This window comes from Halomonas sp. AOP25-F1-15 (assembly GCF_052378675.1).
Classification (GTDB): domain Bacteria; phylum Pseudomonadota; class Gammaproteobacteria; order Pseudomonadales; family Halomonadaceae; genus Vreelandella; species Vreelandella casei.
On record NZ_JBQSXV010000009.1, the window covers coordinates 125,382 to 143,802 of the forward strand.

The window sequence follows — 18,421 nt, forward strand, 5'->3', positions numbered from 1 at the left end:
GTGTCCCTACGCCGTTTAATGTATTAACTTGGCTCCTTTTGCCCATGGTGATGCCTGTGGTTGAGTTTCCCTTTACCGCCGTGGTCGGTCAGACGTCGCTTAAAACAGCGCTGCTGCTGAACGTGATTAATCCGCGTATTGGCGGGGTGCTGATTAGCGGGCCACGCGGTAGCGCGAAATCGACCCTTGCGCGGGCGCTAGCGGCCATTTTGCCTGAGGGCGAGAAGCGAAAACCACCGTTTGTCACCTTGCCGCTTGGCGCCAGCGAAGACCGCCTAACCGGCAGCCTTGATCTGCAAAAGATACTCACTGAGCGTGAAGCCACGTTCCATGAAGGGCTATTGGCCAAAGCCGATGGCGGGATTTTATACGTCGATGAAGTGAATTTACTGGCCGATACGCTGGTCGATTTACTGCTCGATGTCGCGGCCAGCGGTATCAACATCGTCGAACGCGACGGCATTAGCCATTCGCATCCAGCGCGCTTTAGCCTAATCGGCACCATGAACCCCGATGAGGGCGAGCTTCGCCCCCAGTTGCTTGACCGCTTTGGACTGTGCCTTGAGCAGCCGCCTAACGTCAGTATTGAAGCGCGCATCGCCATTGTGCAGCAGCGCGATGCCTTTGATCGCGATCCCGCTGGTTTTATAGCAGGCTTTGCCGACGAACAAGCTGCGCTCGTCAGCCGTGTAGAGCATGCGCGCCGAGGGCTGGCGACGGTAACGGCATCTGCCTGGGTTTACGAGCACATCGCTAAGCGCTGCGAAGCAGCAGGGGTTGAAGGTATGCGCGCCGATGTCACCTGGCACCGCGCTGCGCAGGCCCACGCTGCCTGGCGTGGTGATACGACGATCAGCCAGGAAGATGTCGATAGCGTTGAGCCGTGGGTGCTGGCCCATCGGCGTACGCGCGCTGAAGATAAGTCTGCTGAGCCGCCAACTTCACCGCCGCCATCTTCACCGTCATCGCCTCAAGAATCGGGCCAAGACTCCGGCAGCTCAGCGTCGTCAAGCAATACTGACGAGCACTCAGCTTCACACGGGCAATGGGGCGCTATGCCGCCCATGGCGCAGAACATGCTAGAAAGTCAGCCGCTTACGCTGCCTGCATTATTAGCTCGGCCCTTTGGAAAACACTCGCTGCTTAACGGCAGCACGCGTAAGGGCCTTGCGCTGGGGCAGGGGCGAGCCAATAAGCCGCCAGCGGCAGCATTTCGCCCCGATTGGTTTGGCACTTTGATCGCTAATCGCGGCCAGTGGCCCTGGCGTCAGCTGCGCTATCGCAAGGCGCGAACCGGTCAGCCACTGGTGCATTTGGTATTGCTTGATACCTCCGGCTCGACGCTCGGTAAGCGGCTTTTGGGCCAGACCAAAGGATGGGTCGATAGCCTTACTCGTCAAGCTTATTCAGTTCGTGAGCAAGTGGCGATAGTCGGGTTTGGTAACGACACGCTGACGTGCCTACTGCCACGACAGCGTGCTCCCAAAAGTGTGCAAGCCTTATTGAATGCCACCGATGGCGGCGGCGGCACACCGCTACGTAAAGCGGTTGCTCACGCAGGCCAGTTGATTCGTCAGTGGCAGCGCCGCGACCCCGGCTTACTTATCCGTACCTACCTAATGACCGATGGGCGTACCCGAGAGTCCGTCGCTGGCCTGCCGCCGCTTGGCGACTGCGTGGTCATGGATACCGAACAGTCCTTCGTTAAACGTGGCCAGGCAGCGCGTCTTGCTCAGCAGCTTGGCGCACTCTATTGGACACCGCCCACCCAGGAGCCAGCATGAGCGATAGCAGCCACCTAGACCGTATGCAGCGTAAGAAAGAAGTTATCGACGAGCGAATAGCGCGTGCATCTGAAGAGCGCGGTGTATTGATTTTGCTAAAAGGAAACGGCAAAGGAAAGAGCAGTTCTGCTTTCGGTACGCTGGCGCGTTCGTTAGGTCATGGCCAAAAAGGCGCGGTCATTCAGTTTATTAAAGGCCGCCGTGAGACCGGTGAATATCTGTTTTTTCGCGATCACCCTCAGCTTGACTGGCACATTATGGGCCAGGGCTTTACCTGGGAAACTCAGGATCGACAGCGCGATATCGAAGCCGCCGAAGCCGCCTGGGAAATCGCCCGGGGGCTGTTAGAAGACCCTGCCTACAACGTTATCGTATTGGACGAAATGAGCTACATGTTCAAATACGGCTATTTAGACACCGCGCCTATCGTCGAGGCGCTTTTACGCCGACCCGCCCACCAAAATGTGATTATCACCGGCCGAACCATGGCGCTGCCGCTGCAGGAAATCGCCGATACCATCAGCACCGTACAGGATGACCGTCACGCGTTTCGTAACGGCGTTAAAGCTCAGGCGGGGATCGAGTACTGATGACGACATCTTTGCCAAGCGCTAGCTGCCCGGCACTATTTATCGCCGCACCTTCTTCAGGGCAGGGCAAAACAACCGTCACGGCGGGGCTGGCACGCCTGCTGCGCAACCAGGGCAAAGTGGTCAGAGTCTTTAAAACTGGCCCTGATTATCTGGACCCGCAAATATTGGCGCAAGCATCGGGCCAGCCCGTAGACCAGCTAGATCTGTGGATGGCCGGCGAGGCCTACTGCCGGCAGCGTTTTTATCAAGCGGCGGTGAGTGCCGATATTATTTTGGTGGAAGGCGCCATGGGCCTTTTCGATGGCGAGCCTTCCAGCGCCGATTTGGCTGCGCTGTTCGAGTTGCCGCTGGTGATCGTGATGGACGTTAAAGGCATGGCACAAACGGCGGCCGCCTTGATGTCGGGCCTTGCAGGCTTTCGTGATGACCTTCACATCGCAGGCATGATCGCCAACGCCTGCGGCACGCAGCGACATCGCGAGCTGATTGAGTCAGCGCTACCGCCCTCGATTCCGCTACTTGCCGCATTGCCGCGCGACCCCGCCTTAACGCTTCCCGAACGTCACCTGGGGTTGGTTCAGGCAGACGAGATTCGTGATGATTTGGAAGCGCGCTTTGAAGCGGCCGCCAGCGCATTAGACGCCGCCGGGCTGGCGACGGCGCTGATGAAAATAGCACCCGTAACGTTCACCGCTGCGCAAGGCCATGTGCCGTCAGTGCCATCTTCGCTGGCGGGCCAGACCATTGGTGTGGCTAAAGATGCGGCGTTTAGCTTTATCTACCAGGCCAATTTGGACCTGCTTGAGCAGATGGGCGCGAAGCTATGCTTTTTCTCACCGCTGGCCGACCGCCGTTTGCCTTTGTGCGATGCGCTTTGGCTGCCCGGTGGTTACCCAGAGTTGCATGCGTCAACGTTGGCTGAGAATGCCAGCATGCGCGAGGATATTCAGCGCTTTTATAGCGCAGGCAAGCCCATTCTCGCTGAGTGTGGCGGCATGCTCTACTGTTTGGACACGCTGACCGACTACGACGAAAACACCCATACGATGCTGGGTCTGCTGCCAGGGCAAGGCGCCATGCGCGGACGAAGAGGCTGCCAGGGAATGCAAACCGCCGACTTGGCGGAAGGTGCCCTTCGCGGGCATGCGCATCATCGCTCAATGGCGGAAGGAACGCCTGAGCCCATTGCCCACGGCCGCCGTCAGCGCCACCCCGCGCCGGGTGAGCCGATTTATCGCCAGCGCCAGTTAACCGCATCGTATCTTCACTTTTTCTTTCCTAATAATCCTGCCGCGGTCGCGAGCCTGTTCAGCGGCTCAGCAGCATCAGCGCAGCCTAGCGCCACAGAGGAATTTAACGCATGCAGCTAAATAAAATCCCCGCCACGGTCGTCACCGGTTTTCTCGGCAGCGGTAAAACGACGCTGCTGGCCAATATTCTGCGTCAAGTGACCGGCAAGCGCATTGCGGTGATCGTCAACGAATTTGGCGAGCAGGACATAGATTCGAGCCTGCTGCGTAGCTGCGCGCTCGGTTGCGAAGGCGAACAGCCGATGGACGGCGAGGACGGCAGTATTTACGAGCTGGCCAATGGCTGTATCTGTTGCACGGTGGAAGAAGAATTTTTGCCAGTGATGAAAAAGCTGGTCGCACGGCGTAATGATATCGACCACATTTTAATTGAAACCAGCGGGCTGGCGCTGCCCAAGCCGCTGGTGCAGGCATTTAACTGGCCGGAAGTGCGCAGCCACTGCACCGTAGATGCAATTATTACCGTTATCGATGGGCCTGCCGTGGCCGCCGGCCGTTTTGCCAGCGACGAAGGTAAAGTGGCTGCGCAGCGTTTAGCTGACGAAAGCCTTGATCACGACCCGAGCCTGCGTGAACTGCTTGACGATCAGCTCAGCGCCGCGGATTTAGTCTTGGTCACCAAGACCGACCTGCTAAGCGCAGAGGAAAAGGCCCGCGTGGAGACGCTAGTAAAAGCGCGGGTGCCAGCGTCGGTCAAAATCCTCTTTATCGACCAAACGCTGGCGACCGACACCGCGCAGCTAGAGGCATTAATGGGCATTGGCGCGGCCAGCGAAGAGAACATCGACCGTATCGCCAACCACCACGACAAACATCACGCCGAAGGCGCGCACCACGACCACGCCCACGATCATTTTGATTCTTGCGTGATAACGCTCGGCGAAGTCGATGCCGACGTTCTGGCAGCCCAGCTTCAGCAGCTGCTAGAAACACAAGAAATCTATCGGGCTAAAGGCTTTGCGGCGGTTCCCGGCAAGCCGATGCGCCGAGTAATTCAAGCGGTAGGCGAACGGCTAGACGGCTACTTCGACAGGCTTTGGGGGCAGGATGAGCGCCGCCAAACCCAGCTGGTCATTATTGGTAAAGCGCTTAACCGCGACGATATTCAGGCGGCGCTATCCAGCGCTGAGCGCACGGTCAGCGCTTAATGCATCTTTTCGCTGCCAAGCCTGGGGGCTTTGTTGACGATGAAGGTATCGTCGACCTGCAACAAAGCCCCGCCGAGGTCGTCATTATGTCAGCGGCTGACAGTAACCTGTCGGCGCTGGCTCAGGCGGTTGACCGCCTGGGCGATGATTACCCGTCGGTGAGGCTGGCGAATTGGATGAATCTGGTAAAACCGGCGGCCTTTGATCTCTACGAAGATCGCGTGCTTGAAAAAGCCAGGCTGGTCATCGTTTCGCTGTTAGGCGGCAAGGGCTATTGGCCCTACGGCCATGAGCGCTTGTTGGCCTGGGCTGCGGCGAAACCTGAGCGCCAGCTGATTATGGTGCCCGGCTGCGATGCACCGGACGATGCGCTACTGAACGATTCGAGCGTGAGCTTTGACGCTGCCTACCGCGTGTGGCGCTACCTGCGCGAAGGCGGCGTTGACAATGCCGAGCAGCTGCTGCGCTTTGTGGGTAGCGAGTGTTTAGCCCACGCTCAGCCGTGGCAAGAGCCGAAGGTGATCCCGGCGGCGGTTATCTATGCACCGCAGGCAAGCGGGCGCCAGGCGGTGAGCTTAAGTGAATGGCGTGATCAGCGTGTTGCTGAGCGGCCTGTTTGCTTGCTGCTGTTTTATCGCAGCCATCTGCAGGGCGGCAATACCGCCGTGCCCGACGGCATGATTGATGCGCTTAAAGCCCAAGGGCTTGAGCCGTTAGCCGTGGCCGTAGCATCGCTAAAAGAGGGGCCCTGTATCGTGTTTGCCAATCATCTTATTGAGCAAACCGGTGCCATGCTGGTGATCAATACCACCAGCTTTTCGGTCAACCGTAATACCGACGAAGTCGATGCCCTCAGTAGCGAGCAGGGCAGTGATGACTCGGGCAGCCTGTTTGTCGGCAGTCCCGTGGTGCTCCAGGCCATGATGGCCAGTAGCACAGCTGAGGACTGGCAGGCAATGGCCGCGGGGCTACATAGCCGCGACGTGGCGATGCAGATAGTGCTACCTGAAATGGACGGGCGCATCATCACTCGCGCCGTCGGGTTTAAGGCCGAAGCACACTACAATGCCCGCAGTCAGCTGTCGGTCACGCATCACACACTGCATCCTGAACGCGCAGCGTTTGTCGCCACGCTGGCACGTCGGTTTTGCGACCTGCGGCAAACGCCCAACGCTGAAAAACGTGTCGCGCTGATCATGGCGAATTACCCCAACCGCGATGGGCGTATTGGCAATGGCGTGGGGCTGGATACACCCGCTTCAACGCTAAAACTCATAAACGCGCTGGCTTCATCGGGCTACCCGGTCAACGATATCCCTAGTGATGGCGATGCGTTGATTCGCCTGCTGCAGGGTGCAGTCACCAATGATCACGAAAGCCTCGACCAGCGCGTTTGCTGGCAAAGTATTGGCGTTGATGAGTATTTAAGCTGGTTTCAAACGCTGCCCGCCACGCTCCAAGAAGCCGTGTGGGCACGCTGGGGCGCACCCGCAGATGACACCAAATGCCGGCAGGGGCGGCTGATGATTTCCGGTATTCGCCTGGGTGAAACGTTCGTCGGTATTCAGCCTGAACGTGAGTTTTGTGACGACCCGAACATTGACTTAACGCAGTCGTACCACGATATGCAGTTGGTACCGCCGCATAGCTACTTGGCGTTTTATCTTTGGCTACGCGAGCACTATCACGTTGATGCCGTGGTGCACGTGGGCAAGCACGGCAATTTAGAATGGCTACCGGGCAAAAGCACGGCGCTAAGTGCCGACTGCTGGCCGGATATCGCGCTGGGGCCGCTGCCGCATTTCTACCCGTTTATCGTCAACGACCCCGGTGAAGGTGCCCAGGCTAAGCGTAGAAGCCAAGCGGTGATCATTGATCACCTAATGCCGCCTCTGGCGCGGGCTGAACTGTACGGGCCGATGGCCGAGCTTGAAGCGCTGTGTGATGAGTATTATCAGGCGCTGGATATGGACCCCCGGCGCGAAGCGCTGATTCGTGAGCAGATTTTAAGCCACCTGCGCGCAACCGGTATCGACCAGGAACTTGCCCGCGCTGTTGATAGCAGCTGTGACAGCGAGATTCTCAATGAGCTGGATACGTTCCTTTGCGATATTAAAGAGTCGCAGATACGCCACGGCCTGCACATTCTCGGCACGCTGCCACCCCAGGAGAAGCTAGCGGGTACGCTGGTAGCGCTATTGAGGCTGCCCCGTGGCGAGGCGGCTGCTCAGCGCGGCCTGCTGCATAATCTAGCCGATGACCTGGGGCTATCGAACGAAGCTTCCCCCTTTGACCCGCTGGCGGCCAGCAGTGAACCCTGGAACGGCCCGCGCCCGGCACTATTGGCCAGCCAGCTCAGCGATGCTTGGCGAACCGGTGCGGATACCCGTGAGCGGCTGGAACTATTGGCCGAGCAGCTCATTACCGACTATGTGCTCGCCCAGGGCTGCCTCGTTGAACTCGCCCATGGCTATCCTGCCACCGCGGAGCAGCTGCGCTATGCCCGCGAACATCTGTGGGTCGCTATGCAGCGCGGCGTAAAAATGGAGATTCAGTCGCTGTTGGATGGGCTGGACGGTCTGTTCGTGCCCGCTGGGCCAAGCGGCGCGCCTAGCCGAGGGCGGCTAGACACGCTGCCAACTGGGCGTAACTTCTTTAGCGTGGATAACCGCTCGATTCCCTCTCCGGCAGCCTGGACGCTGGGGCAGAAATCAGCGCAGGCATTCGTAGAGCGCTACCTGCAGGATAACGGCGACTACCCGCGCCGTCTGGGTCTGTCGATTTGGGGCACCGCCACTATGCGTACCGGCGGGGATGACATCGCCCAGGCCTTCGCGCTGATGGGCGTGCGGCCTAAATGGTCGCTGGGCTCGCAGCGGGTGTTCGATTTTGAAGTGATTCCATCGATGCTGCTGAACCGCCCGCGCGTCGACGTCACCTTGCGCGTTTCCGGCTTTTTCCGTGACGCGTTTCCTAACGTCATTCGGCTATTCGATGCCGCGGTGCAAGCCGTTGCCGAGTATCAAGAGCCGGGCGACAGCAATACCATTCGAACGGCCGTGCTCAGCCAGCAGCGCACGCTTGAAGCTCAAGGAATGTCTTCTGAAAGCGCCGCTCAGCAGGCCCGCTACCGTATTTTTGGCAGCAAGCCCGGTGAGTACGGCGCCGGTCTTAATCGGCTGATCGAAAGCCGCGCTTGGAACAGTGCTGACGATTTGGCCGAGGCGTATTTAGACGCAGGCGCCTACGCCTATGGGCAGTTTAAAGAGTCGGGCGTTGGCGCACGCAAGGCGTTTGAACAGCAGCTCAAAGGGCTGGACGCGGTGATGCAAAACCAGGATAACCGCGAGCACGATATTCTTGACTCCAACAGCTATTACGCTTTTCAAGGCGGCATGGCCAATGCCACTCGTGCGCTAAGCGGCAATGCGCCGACCATTTATCACGCGGATCACGCTAACCCGGCCGCCCCCAAGATTCGCACGCTGAAAGAAGAGCTTGCCCGCGTTATTCGCTCGCGTGTGCTGAATCCTAAGTGGATAAATGCGATGCGCGAGCATGGCTACAAAGGCGCGTTTGAAATGGCCGCCACCGTGGACTATCTGTTTGCCTACGACGCCACCACTGATTTAGTCGCGGACTATCAGTACGCCCAGATCAGCGAGGCCTTCGTGCTTGACCCGGCCAGCCAGCAGTTTTTGCGTGAGCATAATCCTGCCGCGCTTGAGGAAATGGCCGAACGGCTGCTTGAAGCGGCCCAGCGCGGCATGTGGCAAGATCCAGGCGAGCAGGGGCAGGCGCTGCAAGACCTGCTGCTGGCAATAGATGAAGCCAAAGAGACCGGCCGCTATGGCCATTAACACGCGCGCAGAGGCGCTCAGCCCGCGTGTCAAAGGCTGGTGCCCCGGCGCGTGGCAGCCTATGCAAACCGGCGATGGCCTGCTGGTAAGAGTTCGCCCGCCCATGGGCGAGCTTTCACTTACCCAGGTGCTGGCCCTATGTGAAGCGGCAGATACGTTTGGTAATGGCTTAATAGAGCTCACCAGCCGAGCCAATATCCAGCTGCGCGGAGTAACCGACGCTAGCTGGCCTGCGCTCATGGATTTTCTGATCGAAAATGGCCTGGTGGATGCCAGCCCAGAGGCCGAGCGCCTGCCGCCCATCATGCTGGCCCCCGGCTGGCAAATAGGCGATGACACGCACACCGGTGCACGTTTGTTGCAAGCAAGGCGCAATGCGCTCGCCATCATGCCAGGCAAGGTCGGCATTGCGATTGATGCAGGAGACGCCTCGGTACTGAGCGACGCTGCGGCAGATTTTCGTATTGAACGTTCAGAATCGGGTGGCTTGATGGTGCGCGCAGAGGGGCACCAGCATGGCACGCCAGTGGACTCGATTGAGGCCGCCGTTGAGCACTTGATCCGCCTGACACATTGGTTTGTGGAAAGCGGCGGAAGCCAGGCAGGGCGCATGCGCCGACACCAGGTAGCGTTGCCCCCGTGGGCACCCGCCAGCGTGCGCCCGGCGCAGCCAGCGGCAAGCCGCGCACTTGGTAAACAGGCCTTTGGGATGATCTATGGGCTGCCGTTTGGCCGTGCGCCGGCCACCGCCTGGCGCAAAGCCGTGACCCCGGCGTCTGTGACTCACCTACGCGTCACACCCTGGCGGCGTTTAGTGGTCAAGCAAGCGCTGACTGAAAGCACAGCATTACCCGCGGTAGAAGGCTTGATCAGCGATAGTAGTGACTCGCGACTATTGATAGATGCTTGCCCCGGCGCGCCTTACTGCGCACAGGCAAGTGTTGCCACGCAGCCATTGGCTGAGCGATTGAGTGGCCTGGTAGAAACGTCTCTTCACGTGTCGGGCTGCGCCAAGGGCTGCGCCCGGCAACAGGCTGCAGCGGTCTGTTTAGTGGGCCATGCTGGAAAATTTAATCTTATCGTCAACGGCCGTGCCGACAGCACGCCGGTTCAGACAGGCCTCAGTGATGCTGAGGTAACTGCATATCTGGAGAATTTGGGTGCCCTATAAGTACGAAACAAGCGGACCGGCGATTTACCGTGAATCTTTTGCGATTATCCGACGCGAAGCAGAACTGAGCCGCTTTTCGCCAGAAGAAGAGCCGGTAGCAGTTCGTATGATTCACGCCGCCGGGCTGGTCGAACTTGCCGCGCATATTCATTTTCAAAACGATGCGGTTAACCGCGCACGCTCAGCATTAGAGCAGGGCGCGCCGATTCTCTGCGATGCGCATATGGTCTCGGAAGGCATTACCCGCAAGCGCTTGCCGGCCAACAACGAGGTGATCTGTACCCTGCGCGATGAACGCGTGCCGGGCATGGCTCAACAGATGGCTAATACCCGCTCGGCGGCGGCGCTTGAACTTTGGCGTCCGCATCTTGAAGGTGCCGTGGTGGCGATTGGCAATGCGCCGACCGCGCTGTTTCATCTTTTAAATATGCTCGAAGACCCTAGCTGCCCGCGCCCATCGGCGGTGATCGGCTGCCCGGTCGGGTTTGTGGGGGCGGCGGAATCAAAGCAGGCGCTGTGGGAGAATTTCGCCATCCCCTGCTGTATCGTGCGCGGCCGCTTAGGCGGCAGCGCGGTGACGGTCGCAGCCCTCAATGCGCTGGCGGATCGTAGCGAATGATCCAGGGAATCCGAACGACCCAGGGAAGCATTGTGGGCGTTGGCCTGGGGCCGGGGAGTCAGGACCTAATGAGCGTGCGGGCCGACCGGTTGATTCGCCAGGCCACGCACATTGCCTATTTTCGTAAGAAGGGCCGTAAAGGCCATGCGCGCAGCATCGTTGAAGGCCTGCTGGCACCGGATGTTATTGAGCTGCCCATGGAATATCCGGTGACCACGGAAATTCCGGTGGATGACCCGCGCTATAACGCCTTGCTGTCGTCTTTTTATGAGCAGAGCGTTGCCCAGCTGATTGAGATGGCCAACGCCGGCTGCGACGTGGTGGTGCTCTGCGAAGGCGATCCGTTCTTCTACGGCTCGTTTATGCATCTCTATACGCGGCTACTTAACCAGGTATCGGTTTCAGTAGTGCCGGGAATTACCGGTATGTCGGCGGCCTGGACCGCTACCGGGCAGCCGATCACCTGGGGCGATGACATTCTGACCGTCCTCATGGCAACGCTCCCTGAGCAAGCACTGGCGGAGCGGATCGCCCAGACCGACGCGCTGGTCGTCATGAAAATCGGCCGCAACCTTAACAAGCTGCGACGGGCGCTGGTAACGGCTGGACGTGAGCATCAGGCGTGGCTAATCGAGTACGCGGCGATGGCGCAGCAGCGCGTGCTGCCGCTAAGCGATCTTGATCCGCTAGCTGAAGGAACTCAGAACGTGCCTTATTTCTCGATTGTGCTGATCCACGGCAACGGCAGGCGCCCATGAGCGGATGGCTAAAAATTGTTGGCTTAGGTCCGGGGGCGGCGAGCATGATCACGCCCGAGGTCTCGGCCGCGCTGTTAGAGGCATCGGATGTGGTGGGCTATGTGCCCTACGTTAATCGGGTCGCGCCACGTGAAGGGCTTATTCGCCATGGTTCAGATAATCGCGAAGAGATTAATCGTGCTGAACAGGCGCTGCAGCTCGCGTTTGAGGGGCATCGCGTGGCAGTGGTTTCCTCCGGCGACCCGGGTGTTTTTGCCATGGCATCCGCCGTGTTTGAGGCGCTAGAGGCAGGCGACTCGCGCTGGCGATCAATAGATATTCAGGTGTTGCCGGGTATTTCCGCCATGCTGGCAGCCAGCGCACGGGCAGGCGCACCGCTCGGCCATGATTTTTGCTGTATTAATTTATCCGACAACCTTAAGCCCTGGTCGCTGATTGAAAAGCGCCTGCGTCTCTCGGCAGAGGCCGATTTCGCCATGGCGTTTTACAACCCGCGTTCCAAGGCAAGGCCGGTGGGGTTTGAGCGCACGTTGAAGGTATTGCGTGAGGTGTGTGAGTCCGAGCGTTTGATCATCTTTGCCCGAGCGGTTTCCACGCCAGATGAGGCGATTAGCGTGACGACCCTGGCCGAAGCAACGCCAGAAATGGCTGATATGCGCACGCTGGTGATTGTCGGCTCTAGCCAAACGCGCCGAATTGACCGAATGAAAACCCCCGGCGCGGATGAAGACCAGGCTCCGCTGGTGTATACCCCAAGGTCAGTATGCTGAGTTAATCCACGTAAGCACGTCATCGACACAATGAACTTCACGACGCGCTGGCAGCATCGGCCGTTCGATCATCATTACGGGTATCTTCAGTTGGCGCGCAGCCGCAAGCTTAGCCGCGGCGCCTTCGCCGCCAGCGTTTTTGCAAACAATACGCTCGATACGCTGCGTTTTTAGCAGCGCTAAATCGCCATCGAGAGTGAACGGGCCTCTGTCTAGCGTGGTGGTAAAATGAGTCAGCGGCGGCGTTTCAGTTGGCGGGTCAATCAGCCGCAGCACGTAGTGATGCTGGGGCTGCGCGCTGAACGCTTTCAGATGTAGACGACCAATCGCTAGCAGCACGCGCTGGGGTGGGCCGGCCAACGCGGCCACGGCATCATCAATGCTCGCCACTGGCTGCCATCGGTCGCCTTGCTTAGGCTGCCAAGCGGGGCGAGTTAAGGCCAGCATAGCCACACCGCTTTGCGCCGCGGCATTCAGCGCGTTGCGGCTCATTTGCGCAGCGAAAGGGTGGGTGGCATCGACGATATGGGTAATACCCGCGTGCTTAATAAACGCGATAAGGCCATCCACGCCGCCAAAGCCCCCCACGCGGGTAGGAAGCGGTTGGGGCTTGGGTGCACTGACGCGGCCTGCGTAGCTAAAGATGGCCGGAAGCCCACGTTCGGCAACGGCGCAGGCCAGGGCGTTGGCTTCACTCGTTCCGCCAAGAATCAGGACGTTTATCATGGCTGAGATTAACAATACTCCCTGGCTGACAGTTTTAGGCTGGGGGGAGAGTGGCACAGAGGGATTGACGGCGGCAAGCCGTCAGCAGCTGGCGGATGCCGAGGTAGTATTCGGTGCGCGCCGCCACTTGCGCCTTTTGCCGCCACTCAATGCGGCGGTTCGCGAGTGGCCGGTGCCGTTTGCCGACGGTATTGCCGAGCTGCTGAACGAGCGGGGCCGCCGAGTCGTGATGCTGGTGTCCGGTGACCCGTTCTGGTTTGGTGCCGGCACAAGCCTGGCGCCTCACCTGCTTGCCAGCGAATGGATGGCCATTCCTTCGCCTTCAACGTTTAGCCTAGCGGCCTCGCATTTGGCTTGGCCGTTAGAGCGTTGCACCTGCCTGGGCCTGCATGCCAAGCCGCTGACCCGCATTCGCCCTTATCTGCATACCGGCAGGCGCTTACTGGTGTTGGTAAGAGACGCCGATGCGGTGGCCGAACTGGCCTCGCTTGTCGTGCGGTTTGGCTTTGCGGAGTCTCAGCTAACCCTGCTTGAATCGTTAGGCGATGATAACCAGCGAATCCGCACGCTGAGTATGAGCGAGACGCTGCCGCCGGATATCACTCATCCGGTAGCGTTGGGCATTCTTGTGGCCGGTGACGGCCCGCCTATTCCACTCACGCCCGGCCTTGCCGACAGCTTTTTTGACCACGATGGGCAAATCACCAAGCAGCCTGTGCGAGCTATGACGCTGGCAGCGCTGGCCCCTAAACCCGGTGATCGGCTGTGGGATATTGGCACCGGCTCAGGCTCCATCGCCATTGAGTGGCTGCTAGCTCACCCTGACAATCAGGCCATTGGTTTTGAACACCACGCTGAGCGGGCCGCACGGGCGCGCAGCAATGCCCAGCATCTTGGCGTTGACTGGCTAGACGTCAAAGAAGGCGATGCGCTGGAAGCGCTGGCGAGTGCACCGCTGCCGCAGGCGGTGTTTATCGGCGGCGGGCTTTCTCAAGCGCTTTTAGAACAGTTATGGCAGCGTCTGCCAGCGGGCGTGCGGGTTGTTGTCAATGCCGTTACGTTGGAATCAGAAGCGCTGCTCGCGCACTGGCATCAGGCGGTGGGTGGCGATCTTTATCGCCTTGAACTGGCCATTGCCGCGCCTATCGGTCAGCGCCGGGGCTGGAAAGCCAGCTACCCGATTGTGCAGTGGCGGGTGGTGCGTTGAAAGGGCTAGCAATGCAGAAGGTACGCCGATGAACACTACGCCGATGCTCATAGCCGGGTTTGGTTTTCGCCGAGAGGCAACGCTGGCATCGCTAGAACAGGCGCTTGAGCAGCTTTGCCAACAATATGGCGATATCGACCGATTGGCCGTTACTCACGCGATGCGCCCGCTGGTGGAAAGCCTCGGCCGCCAGCATTGCTTTGAGGTTGTCGTGGTGGCAGACGAAGACTTAGCCAGCATGGCGACGCTTACCCGCTCAGCTTACAGCCAGCAGGCAAAGAGCACCGGCAGCGTGGCGGAAGCCGTTGCGCTTTTGGCTGCTGGCAGCGGTGCCCAGCTGCTGGGGCCGCGAATTATTTCAGCCGACAGAAAAGCCACGGCCGCAGTGGCAAAGGCACGGGCAACAGGAGTTACTTCATGACGGTTCATTTTATTGGCGCAGGCCCCGGCGCACCGGACCTGCTCACGCTGCGCGGGCGCGATTTAATCGCGGCCTGCCCGGTATGCCTTTACGCAGGGTCACTCGTGCCCGAGCAGATTCTTGAGCACTGCCCAGAAGGCGCGCGCATCGTTAATACGGCGCCGCTGTCGCTGGATGAGATTCTTGATGAAATTCAAGCCGCCCACGCTGTGGGCCAGAATATCGCCCGGCTTCACTCCGGCGATGTGTCGGTGTGGTCGGCCATGGGCGAGCAGCTGCGCCGCCTGCGTGCGCTTGATATTCCTTACAGCGTCACCCCCGGCGTGCCTTCCTTTGCGGCGGCGGCGGCAACGCTGGGCCAAGAGCTAACATTGCCAGGAGTGGCGCAATCATTAGTGCTAACACGCACGCCGGGCCGTGCCAGCGCGATGCCCAGCAGTGAAAGCCTCGCTAACTTCGCTAATACCGGCGCTACGCTGGCTATTCACCTTTCCGTGCATAATCTGGCGCAGGTCGTTAATGATTTAACGCCGTTTTACGGCCCGCAGTGCCCGGTCGCTATCGTTTGGCGGGCGAGCTGGCCCGATGAGCGAGTGGTTCGAGGCCGTCTTTCCAGCATTGAAGCGTTAGCCGCAGGCGCCTTGCAGCGCACGGCGCTGATTCTGGTAGGGCCGGTGCTGGAAAACGACGATTTTCAGGAAAGCAGCCTATACGCGGTAGGTTACGACCGCCGCTTTCGACCGCAGTCTGCGGATTCACCGTTTGCGGGCAGCATGGGTGATGACGAGGGCCGCGCATGATCGCGCTCTCGCTGATTGGTATCGGTACTGGCAACCCCGATCACGTTACCTTAGCCGCGGTGCGGGCGCTCAACAGCGCCGATGTGATTTTGCTGCCGCGCAAGGGCGAGGCGAAAGCAGACCTGCTCGACTTGCGTCGGCTGCTGTGTGAACAGCTGCTTGATAGCGCTACACAGGCCAACATCGTGGAGTTCGATTTACCCACACGCGATGCCAAGTGTGCGTACCTCAACGCGGTAGACGAGTGGCATAGCGCCATTGCGCGGGTGTGGGCACAGCTCATGGATAAGCATTTACCCAACGGCGGCCGGGTTGGCATGTTGGTGTGGGGCGATCCTTCGCTTTATGACAGCAGCCTGCGTATTGCCAAGCGCCTGACTGATAGTGGTCGCGCTGTTGAGGTCAAGGTAGTGCCCGGCATCACCAGCCTGCAAGTGCTCACCGCCGAGCACAAAATTCCCCTCAACGCGCTCGCCGAGCCAGTTCAAATAACCACCGGCCGCCGCCTGCGCGAACGCGGCTGGCCAATCGATGCCGCCACGGTAGCCGTCATGCTAGATAGCGGCGGGGCGTTTGCCACGTTGCCGCAAGAAGATACTTACATCTGGTGGGGAGCTTACCTGGGGATGGACAAGCAATGCTTGATCAAAGGCCCGCTAAGCGAAGTAAACGATGAGATTATTGAGCGCCGCGCTGCGCTGCGTGAAGCACATGGCTGGATTATGGATATCTATCTGTTAGCCAAACACCCGCTACTGTAACGCTGGTATTAAGTTGGAATGTTTTTCCATAAAATGGCTCTACTTAGTTATCTGATATTCAATATTTAAGGAGTAAGCCATGAGCTTTTACGTTTACCTATCCGGCGAGATCCACACCGACTGGCGCGATGAAATCCAGCGTGGCGCAGAAGCCGCAGGCTTGGATATAGTCTTTACCGCCCCGGTCACCGACCACGACGCCAGCGACGCCGCAGGCGACCACCTGGGCGAGCAGAGCAATCAGTTTTGGCGCGACCACCAGTCGTCTAAGGTCAACGCTATACGTACTCGCACTTTGATTGAGCAAAGCGATTTAGTCGTGGTGCGTTTTGGCGACAAGTACAAACAGTGGAATGCCGCCTTTGATGCAGGCTACTGTGCCGCACTCGCTAAGCCTTACATGACGCTGCACAGCGACGACATCGTTCACCCGCTGAAAGAGGTGGATGCGGGTGCGCAAGCCTGGTGCATTACTACAGATCAAGTGGTTGAAACCCTCAAGTACGTGCTGAAAGCATAAGCCTGCAAAACATTCTGCAGGCCCTCAGCGGCCTGTAGAATTTCCGACTTTGAATCGTTGATTTAATGAGCGCACGCTTTGGCGCGTCAAAGATCTTGCCCCAAGAATCATCATTTCCAATAGCTTGATAATACTTATAATATAACTACAACGTAATTATGAGTTGTCTTACCTTTGACTGGGATCCACGTAAGAATGCCGCTAATCGTAAAAAGCATGACGTCTTTCAAGAGGTCAGAACTGCTTTTACTGATGAATTCGGCCGTCTGATATCAGATCCTGATCATTCTGAAGAGGAGGACCGCTTCATACTGCTCGGGACGAGCATTCATTCGCGCTTGTTGGTGGTGTGCCACTGCATTAGAGACGGTGAGACCATTCGCATTATTTCAGCGCGCAAGGCAGATAAACGAGAGAGAAAAGCCTACGAAGGATATAGATATGCGTGATCATTATGATTTTTCAGAGTCTGTTAAAAACCCATACGCCAAAAAGCTTAAAAAGCAGGTCACGATCCGCCTGGATGAAGACACCATTTCGTATTTCAAACATCTCGCTGAAGAAAAAGACCTGCCTTATCAAAGCTTGATTAATCTTTACCTGCGCGACTGCGCACAGTCACATAAAGACCTTAAGCTGGAATGGCAATAAACGGTGCGGCGCTGGCCTAGCCTTATATTACCCTACTCAGCGAAGAAGCTCGCTTAAAGCAGATGATGCCAAGGCCCAGGCCATGCGTACGACTACCGATCCAGTCGTCGAAAATCTGCGCTATGTCCTCAAAGCATAAATCCAAAGCTCCTCCCACAAACATAGCCACTGCACTAGTGGTGTTGAATAAGTGTTGTGGGAGGGCGCTTTGGCGCGCGATATATTCCGCCACAATAATCAGCCTCTGTAATGCGGGTAACGCCTTGGGAAGGCACGAGCTAAAAATGGACCCGCGAAGGGCAGCACCCGCAGCCCCGCTCAGCCACATGCCCACATCGTCAACTCCCCACCGCGCAGGCGTTGCGGCTCAGGGCGCAACGGTAACTTCACCCAAACCAACAGCCACCTAAGACCTATAGATACCCCTCACGATCAAGTTTTCAGGTGACCGAAGCAAAATTTATCAATAAAGTATGATTGAATAGAGCAAAACGAGCGGACACGCGAATTTTTGATATATAGCCGAATGTCGCGCCTGTGCTATATAAAACAGATGTTTAGAGTTGTTTTTGGATGCTGGATGATGTTAATAAATGCGCGAGCATATTCAAGAATGTTATGTGGCGGGCTATATAATCACTGTTAGGCCTCATGTCTAGAATTCTCTTCGTCTTTGTAGTTGGGTTGCTGCTGATTGCTGCGGTGAGCGGAGCCTATTACGCATATGTCGGGCTTGAATTGCCGCTCTCAACAGATGGTCAAGACTGGGGCGAGTTCGGAGACTACTTTGGCGGCGTTGCTGGAGCACTACTAGCTTTTCTAAGCATTCTTCTACTTGTCTACACCATTCACTTGCAGAGCGAGCAACTATCGGCCGCTCAGCACGAGATGCTTAAGCGCGATCTGCTTGCACACGTAACAAAAGCAGATGATGAAATTGGCCACTGGCTCCAACGCAGACTCGCCGCACACAATCTCGCTGGAGAGACCGTTGAGTTTGGAGATGTTGTCTGGGGGCTTCTCGAGCCTAGCTACATCAACGCAAAAGAGTTTAAGCTCGCCACTGTGCGCCTGCACAAACTGACTTGCCTCTACTGTGAGGCACTTGCATTGTATCGGGCTAACATCGACCCATACTTCATCTTCAAATACCACAGGCAAAAGGCGCAATCACTCCTCGATTTCCTTAAAGAGCATCAAGGACTTCTGGGACAAATGGCCGGGCCATCTTTACAGTTTTGTCAGATGCACTTGGATGGCCGCAATGAGGCCTAACAGTTCATTCAAGCCGACGCCGCTTCGCGGCGCGGCTTAATTCAGGC

Annotated in this window: 18 protein-coding genes; 17 read left to right on the top strand and 1 reads right to left on the bottom strand. The window is 58.1% G+C overall.

The annotated features are described in order from the left end of the window. Window positions 1-50 precede the first annotated feature (50 nt). The 9 genes from ACT3TF_RS16080 to cobJ are packed head-to-tail and all read left to right on the top strand — an operon-like array spanning window position 51 to window position 12,013. Window positions 51-1,784, top strand: coding sequence for an AAA family ATPase (locus ACT3TF_RS16080; protein WP_444672553.1), 1,734 nt, complete (start codon window positions 51-53; stop codon window positions 1,782-1,784). After that, window positions 1,781-2,374: a cob(I)yrinic acid a,c-diamide adenosyltransferase gene (gene cobO / locus ACT3TF_RS16085; RefSeq protein WP_444672539.1), complete on the top strand. Its 594-nt coding sequence runs from the start codon at window positions 1,781-1,783 to the stop codon at window positions 2,372-2,374. The genes ACT3TF_RS16080 and cobO overlap by 4 nt, the downstream gene beginning before the upstream one ends. Further along, window positions 2,374-3,747: a cobyrinate a,c-diamide synthase gene (locus tag ACT3TF_RS16090; RefSeq protein WP_444672540.1), complete on the top strand. Its 1,374-nt coding sequence runs from the start codon at window positions 2,374-2,376 to the stop codon at window positions 3,745-3,747. Before cobO ends, ACT3TF_RS16090 begins: the two co-directional genes overlap by 1 nt. Next, entirely contained in the window at window positions 3,738-4,835 is a 1,098-nt protein-coding gene (gene cobW / locus ACT3TF_RS16095; RefSeq protein WP_096279447.1) for a cobalamin biosynthesis protein CobW, read from the top strand. The genes ACT3TF_RS16090 and cobW overlap by 10 nt, the downstream gene beginning before the upstream one ends. Continuing rightward, window positions 4,835-8,695, top strand: coding sequence for a cobaltochelatase subunit CobN (gene cobN / locus ACT3TF_RS16100; RefSeq protein WP_444672541.1), 3,861 nt, complete (start codon window positions 4,835-4,837; stop codon window positions 8,693-8,695). The genes cobW and cobN overlap by 1 nt, the downstream gene beginning before the upstream one ends. Next, the gene (locus ACT3TF_RS16105) at window positions 8,685-9,866 is read left to right on the top strand and encodes a cobalamin biosynthesis protein CobG (protein WP_441686658.1); all 1,182 of its coding nucleotides are present in this window, start codon (window positions 8,685-8,687) and stop codon (window positions 9,864-9,866) included. The genes cobN and ACT3TF_RS16105 overlap by 11 nt, the downstream gene beginning before the upstream one ends. Continuing rightward, window positions 9,856-10,485 (top strand): precorrin-8X methylmutase, encoded by a 630-nt coding sequence (locus tag ACT3TF_RS16110; protein WP_444672542.1) that lies wholly within the window; start codon window positions 9,856-9,858, stop codon window positions 10,483-10,485. Before ACT3TF_RS16105 ends, ACT3TF_RS16110 begins: the two co-directional genes overlap by 11 nt. Next, the gene (locus ACT3TF_RS16115; RefSeq protein WP_444672543.1) at window positions 10,482-11,243 is read left to right on the top strand and encodes a precorrin-2 C(20)-methyltransferase; all 762 of its coding nucleotides are present in this window, start codon (window positions 10,482-10,484) and stop codon (window positions 11,241-11,243) included. Before ACT3TF_RS16110 ends, ACT3TF_RS16115 begins: the two co-directional genes overlap by 4 nt. Continuing rightward, entirely contained in the window at window positions 11,240-12,013 is a 774-nt protein-coding gene (gene cobJ, locus ACT3TF_RS16120; protein ID WP_444672544.1) for a precorrin-3B C(17)-methyltransferase, read from the top strand. Before ACT3TF_RS16115 ends, cobJ begins: the two co-directional genes overlap by 4 nt. On the opposite strand, the gene ACT3TF_RS16125 is transcribed toward cobJ, so the two are convergent. Beyond that, window positions 12,002-12,739 (bottom strand): cobalt-precorrin-6A reductase, encoded by a 738-nt coding sequence (locus ACT3TF_RS16125; RefSeq protein WP_444672545.1) that lies wholly within the window; start codon window positions 12,737-12,739, stop codon window positions 12,002-12,004. The two genes, cobJ and ACT3TF_RS16125, sit on opposite strands and share 12 nt — an antisense overlap. On the opposite strand from ACT3TF_RS16125, the gene cbiE reads away from it, so the two are divergent. The 8 genes from cbiE to ACT3TF_RS16165 all read left to right on the top strand — a co-directional run bounded on the left by cbiE (window position 12,738) and on the right by ACT3TF_RS16165 (window position 18,374). Then, a complete protein-coding gene (gene cbiE, locus ACT3TF_RS16130; protein WP_444672546.1) occupies window positions 12,738-13,946 on the top strand; it encodes a precorrin-6y C5,15-methyltransferase (decarboxylating) subunit CbiE in 1,209 nt (402 codons plus the stop codon). The genes ACT3TF_RS16125 and cbiE overlap by 2 nt on opposite strands. Before the next feature lie 28 nt (window positions 13,947-13,974). Next, window positions 13,975-14,367 (top strand): cobalamin biosynthesis protein, encoded by a 393-nt coding sequence (locus tag ACT3TF_RS16135; RefSeq protein ID WP_444672547.1) that lies wholly within the window; start codon window positions 13,975-13,977, stop codon window positions 14,365-14,367. After that, the gene (gene cobM, locus ACT3TF_RS16140; protein ID WP_444672548.1) at window positions 14,364-15,167 is read left to right on the top strand and encodes a precorrin-4 C(11)-methyltransferase; all 804 of its coding nucleotides are present in this window, start codon (window positions 14,364-14,366) and stop codon (window positions 15,165-15,167) included. The genes ACT3TF_RS16135 and cobM overlap by 4 nt, the downstream gene beginning before the upstream one ends. Then, a complete protein-coding gene (gene cobF, locus ACT3TF_RS16145) occupies window positions 15,164-15,928 on the top strand; it encodes a precorrin-6A synthase (deacetylating) (protein ID WP_444672549.1) in 765 nt (254 codons plus the stop codon). The genes cobM and cobF overlap by 4 nt, the downstream gene beginning before the upstream one ends. A gap of 79 nt (window positions 15,929-16,007) precedes the next feature. Next, window positions 16,008-16,448, top strand: a complete 441-nt coding sequence (locus ACT3TF_RS16150) for a YtoQ family protein (RefSeq protein WP_444672550.1) — start codon at window positions 16,008-16,010, stop codon at window positions 16,446-16,448. 158 nt (window positions 16,449-16,606) lie between these two features. Then, window positions 16,607-16,897, top strand: a complete 291-nt coding sequence (locus ACT3TF_RS16155; protein WP_096279472.1) for a BrnT family toxin — start codon at window positions 16,607-16,609, stop codon at window positions 16,895-16,897. Beyond that, entirely contained in the window at window positions 16,818-17,099 is a 282-nt protein-coding gene (locus ACT3TF_RS16160; RefSeq protein WP_444672551.1) for a BrnA antitoxin family protein, read from the top strand. The genes ACT3TF_RS16155 and ACT3TF_RS16160 overlap by 80 nt, the downstream gene beginning before the upstream one ends. A 651-nt stretch (window positions 17,100-17,750) precedes the next feature. After that, complete coding sequence (locus tag ACT3TF_RS16165; protein ID WP_444672552.1) at window positions 17,751-18,374, top strand: hypothetical protein; 624 nt, start codon at window positions 17,751-17,753, stop codon at window positions 18,372-18,374. Window positions 18,375-18,421: the final 47 nt, after the last annotated feature.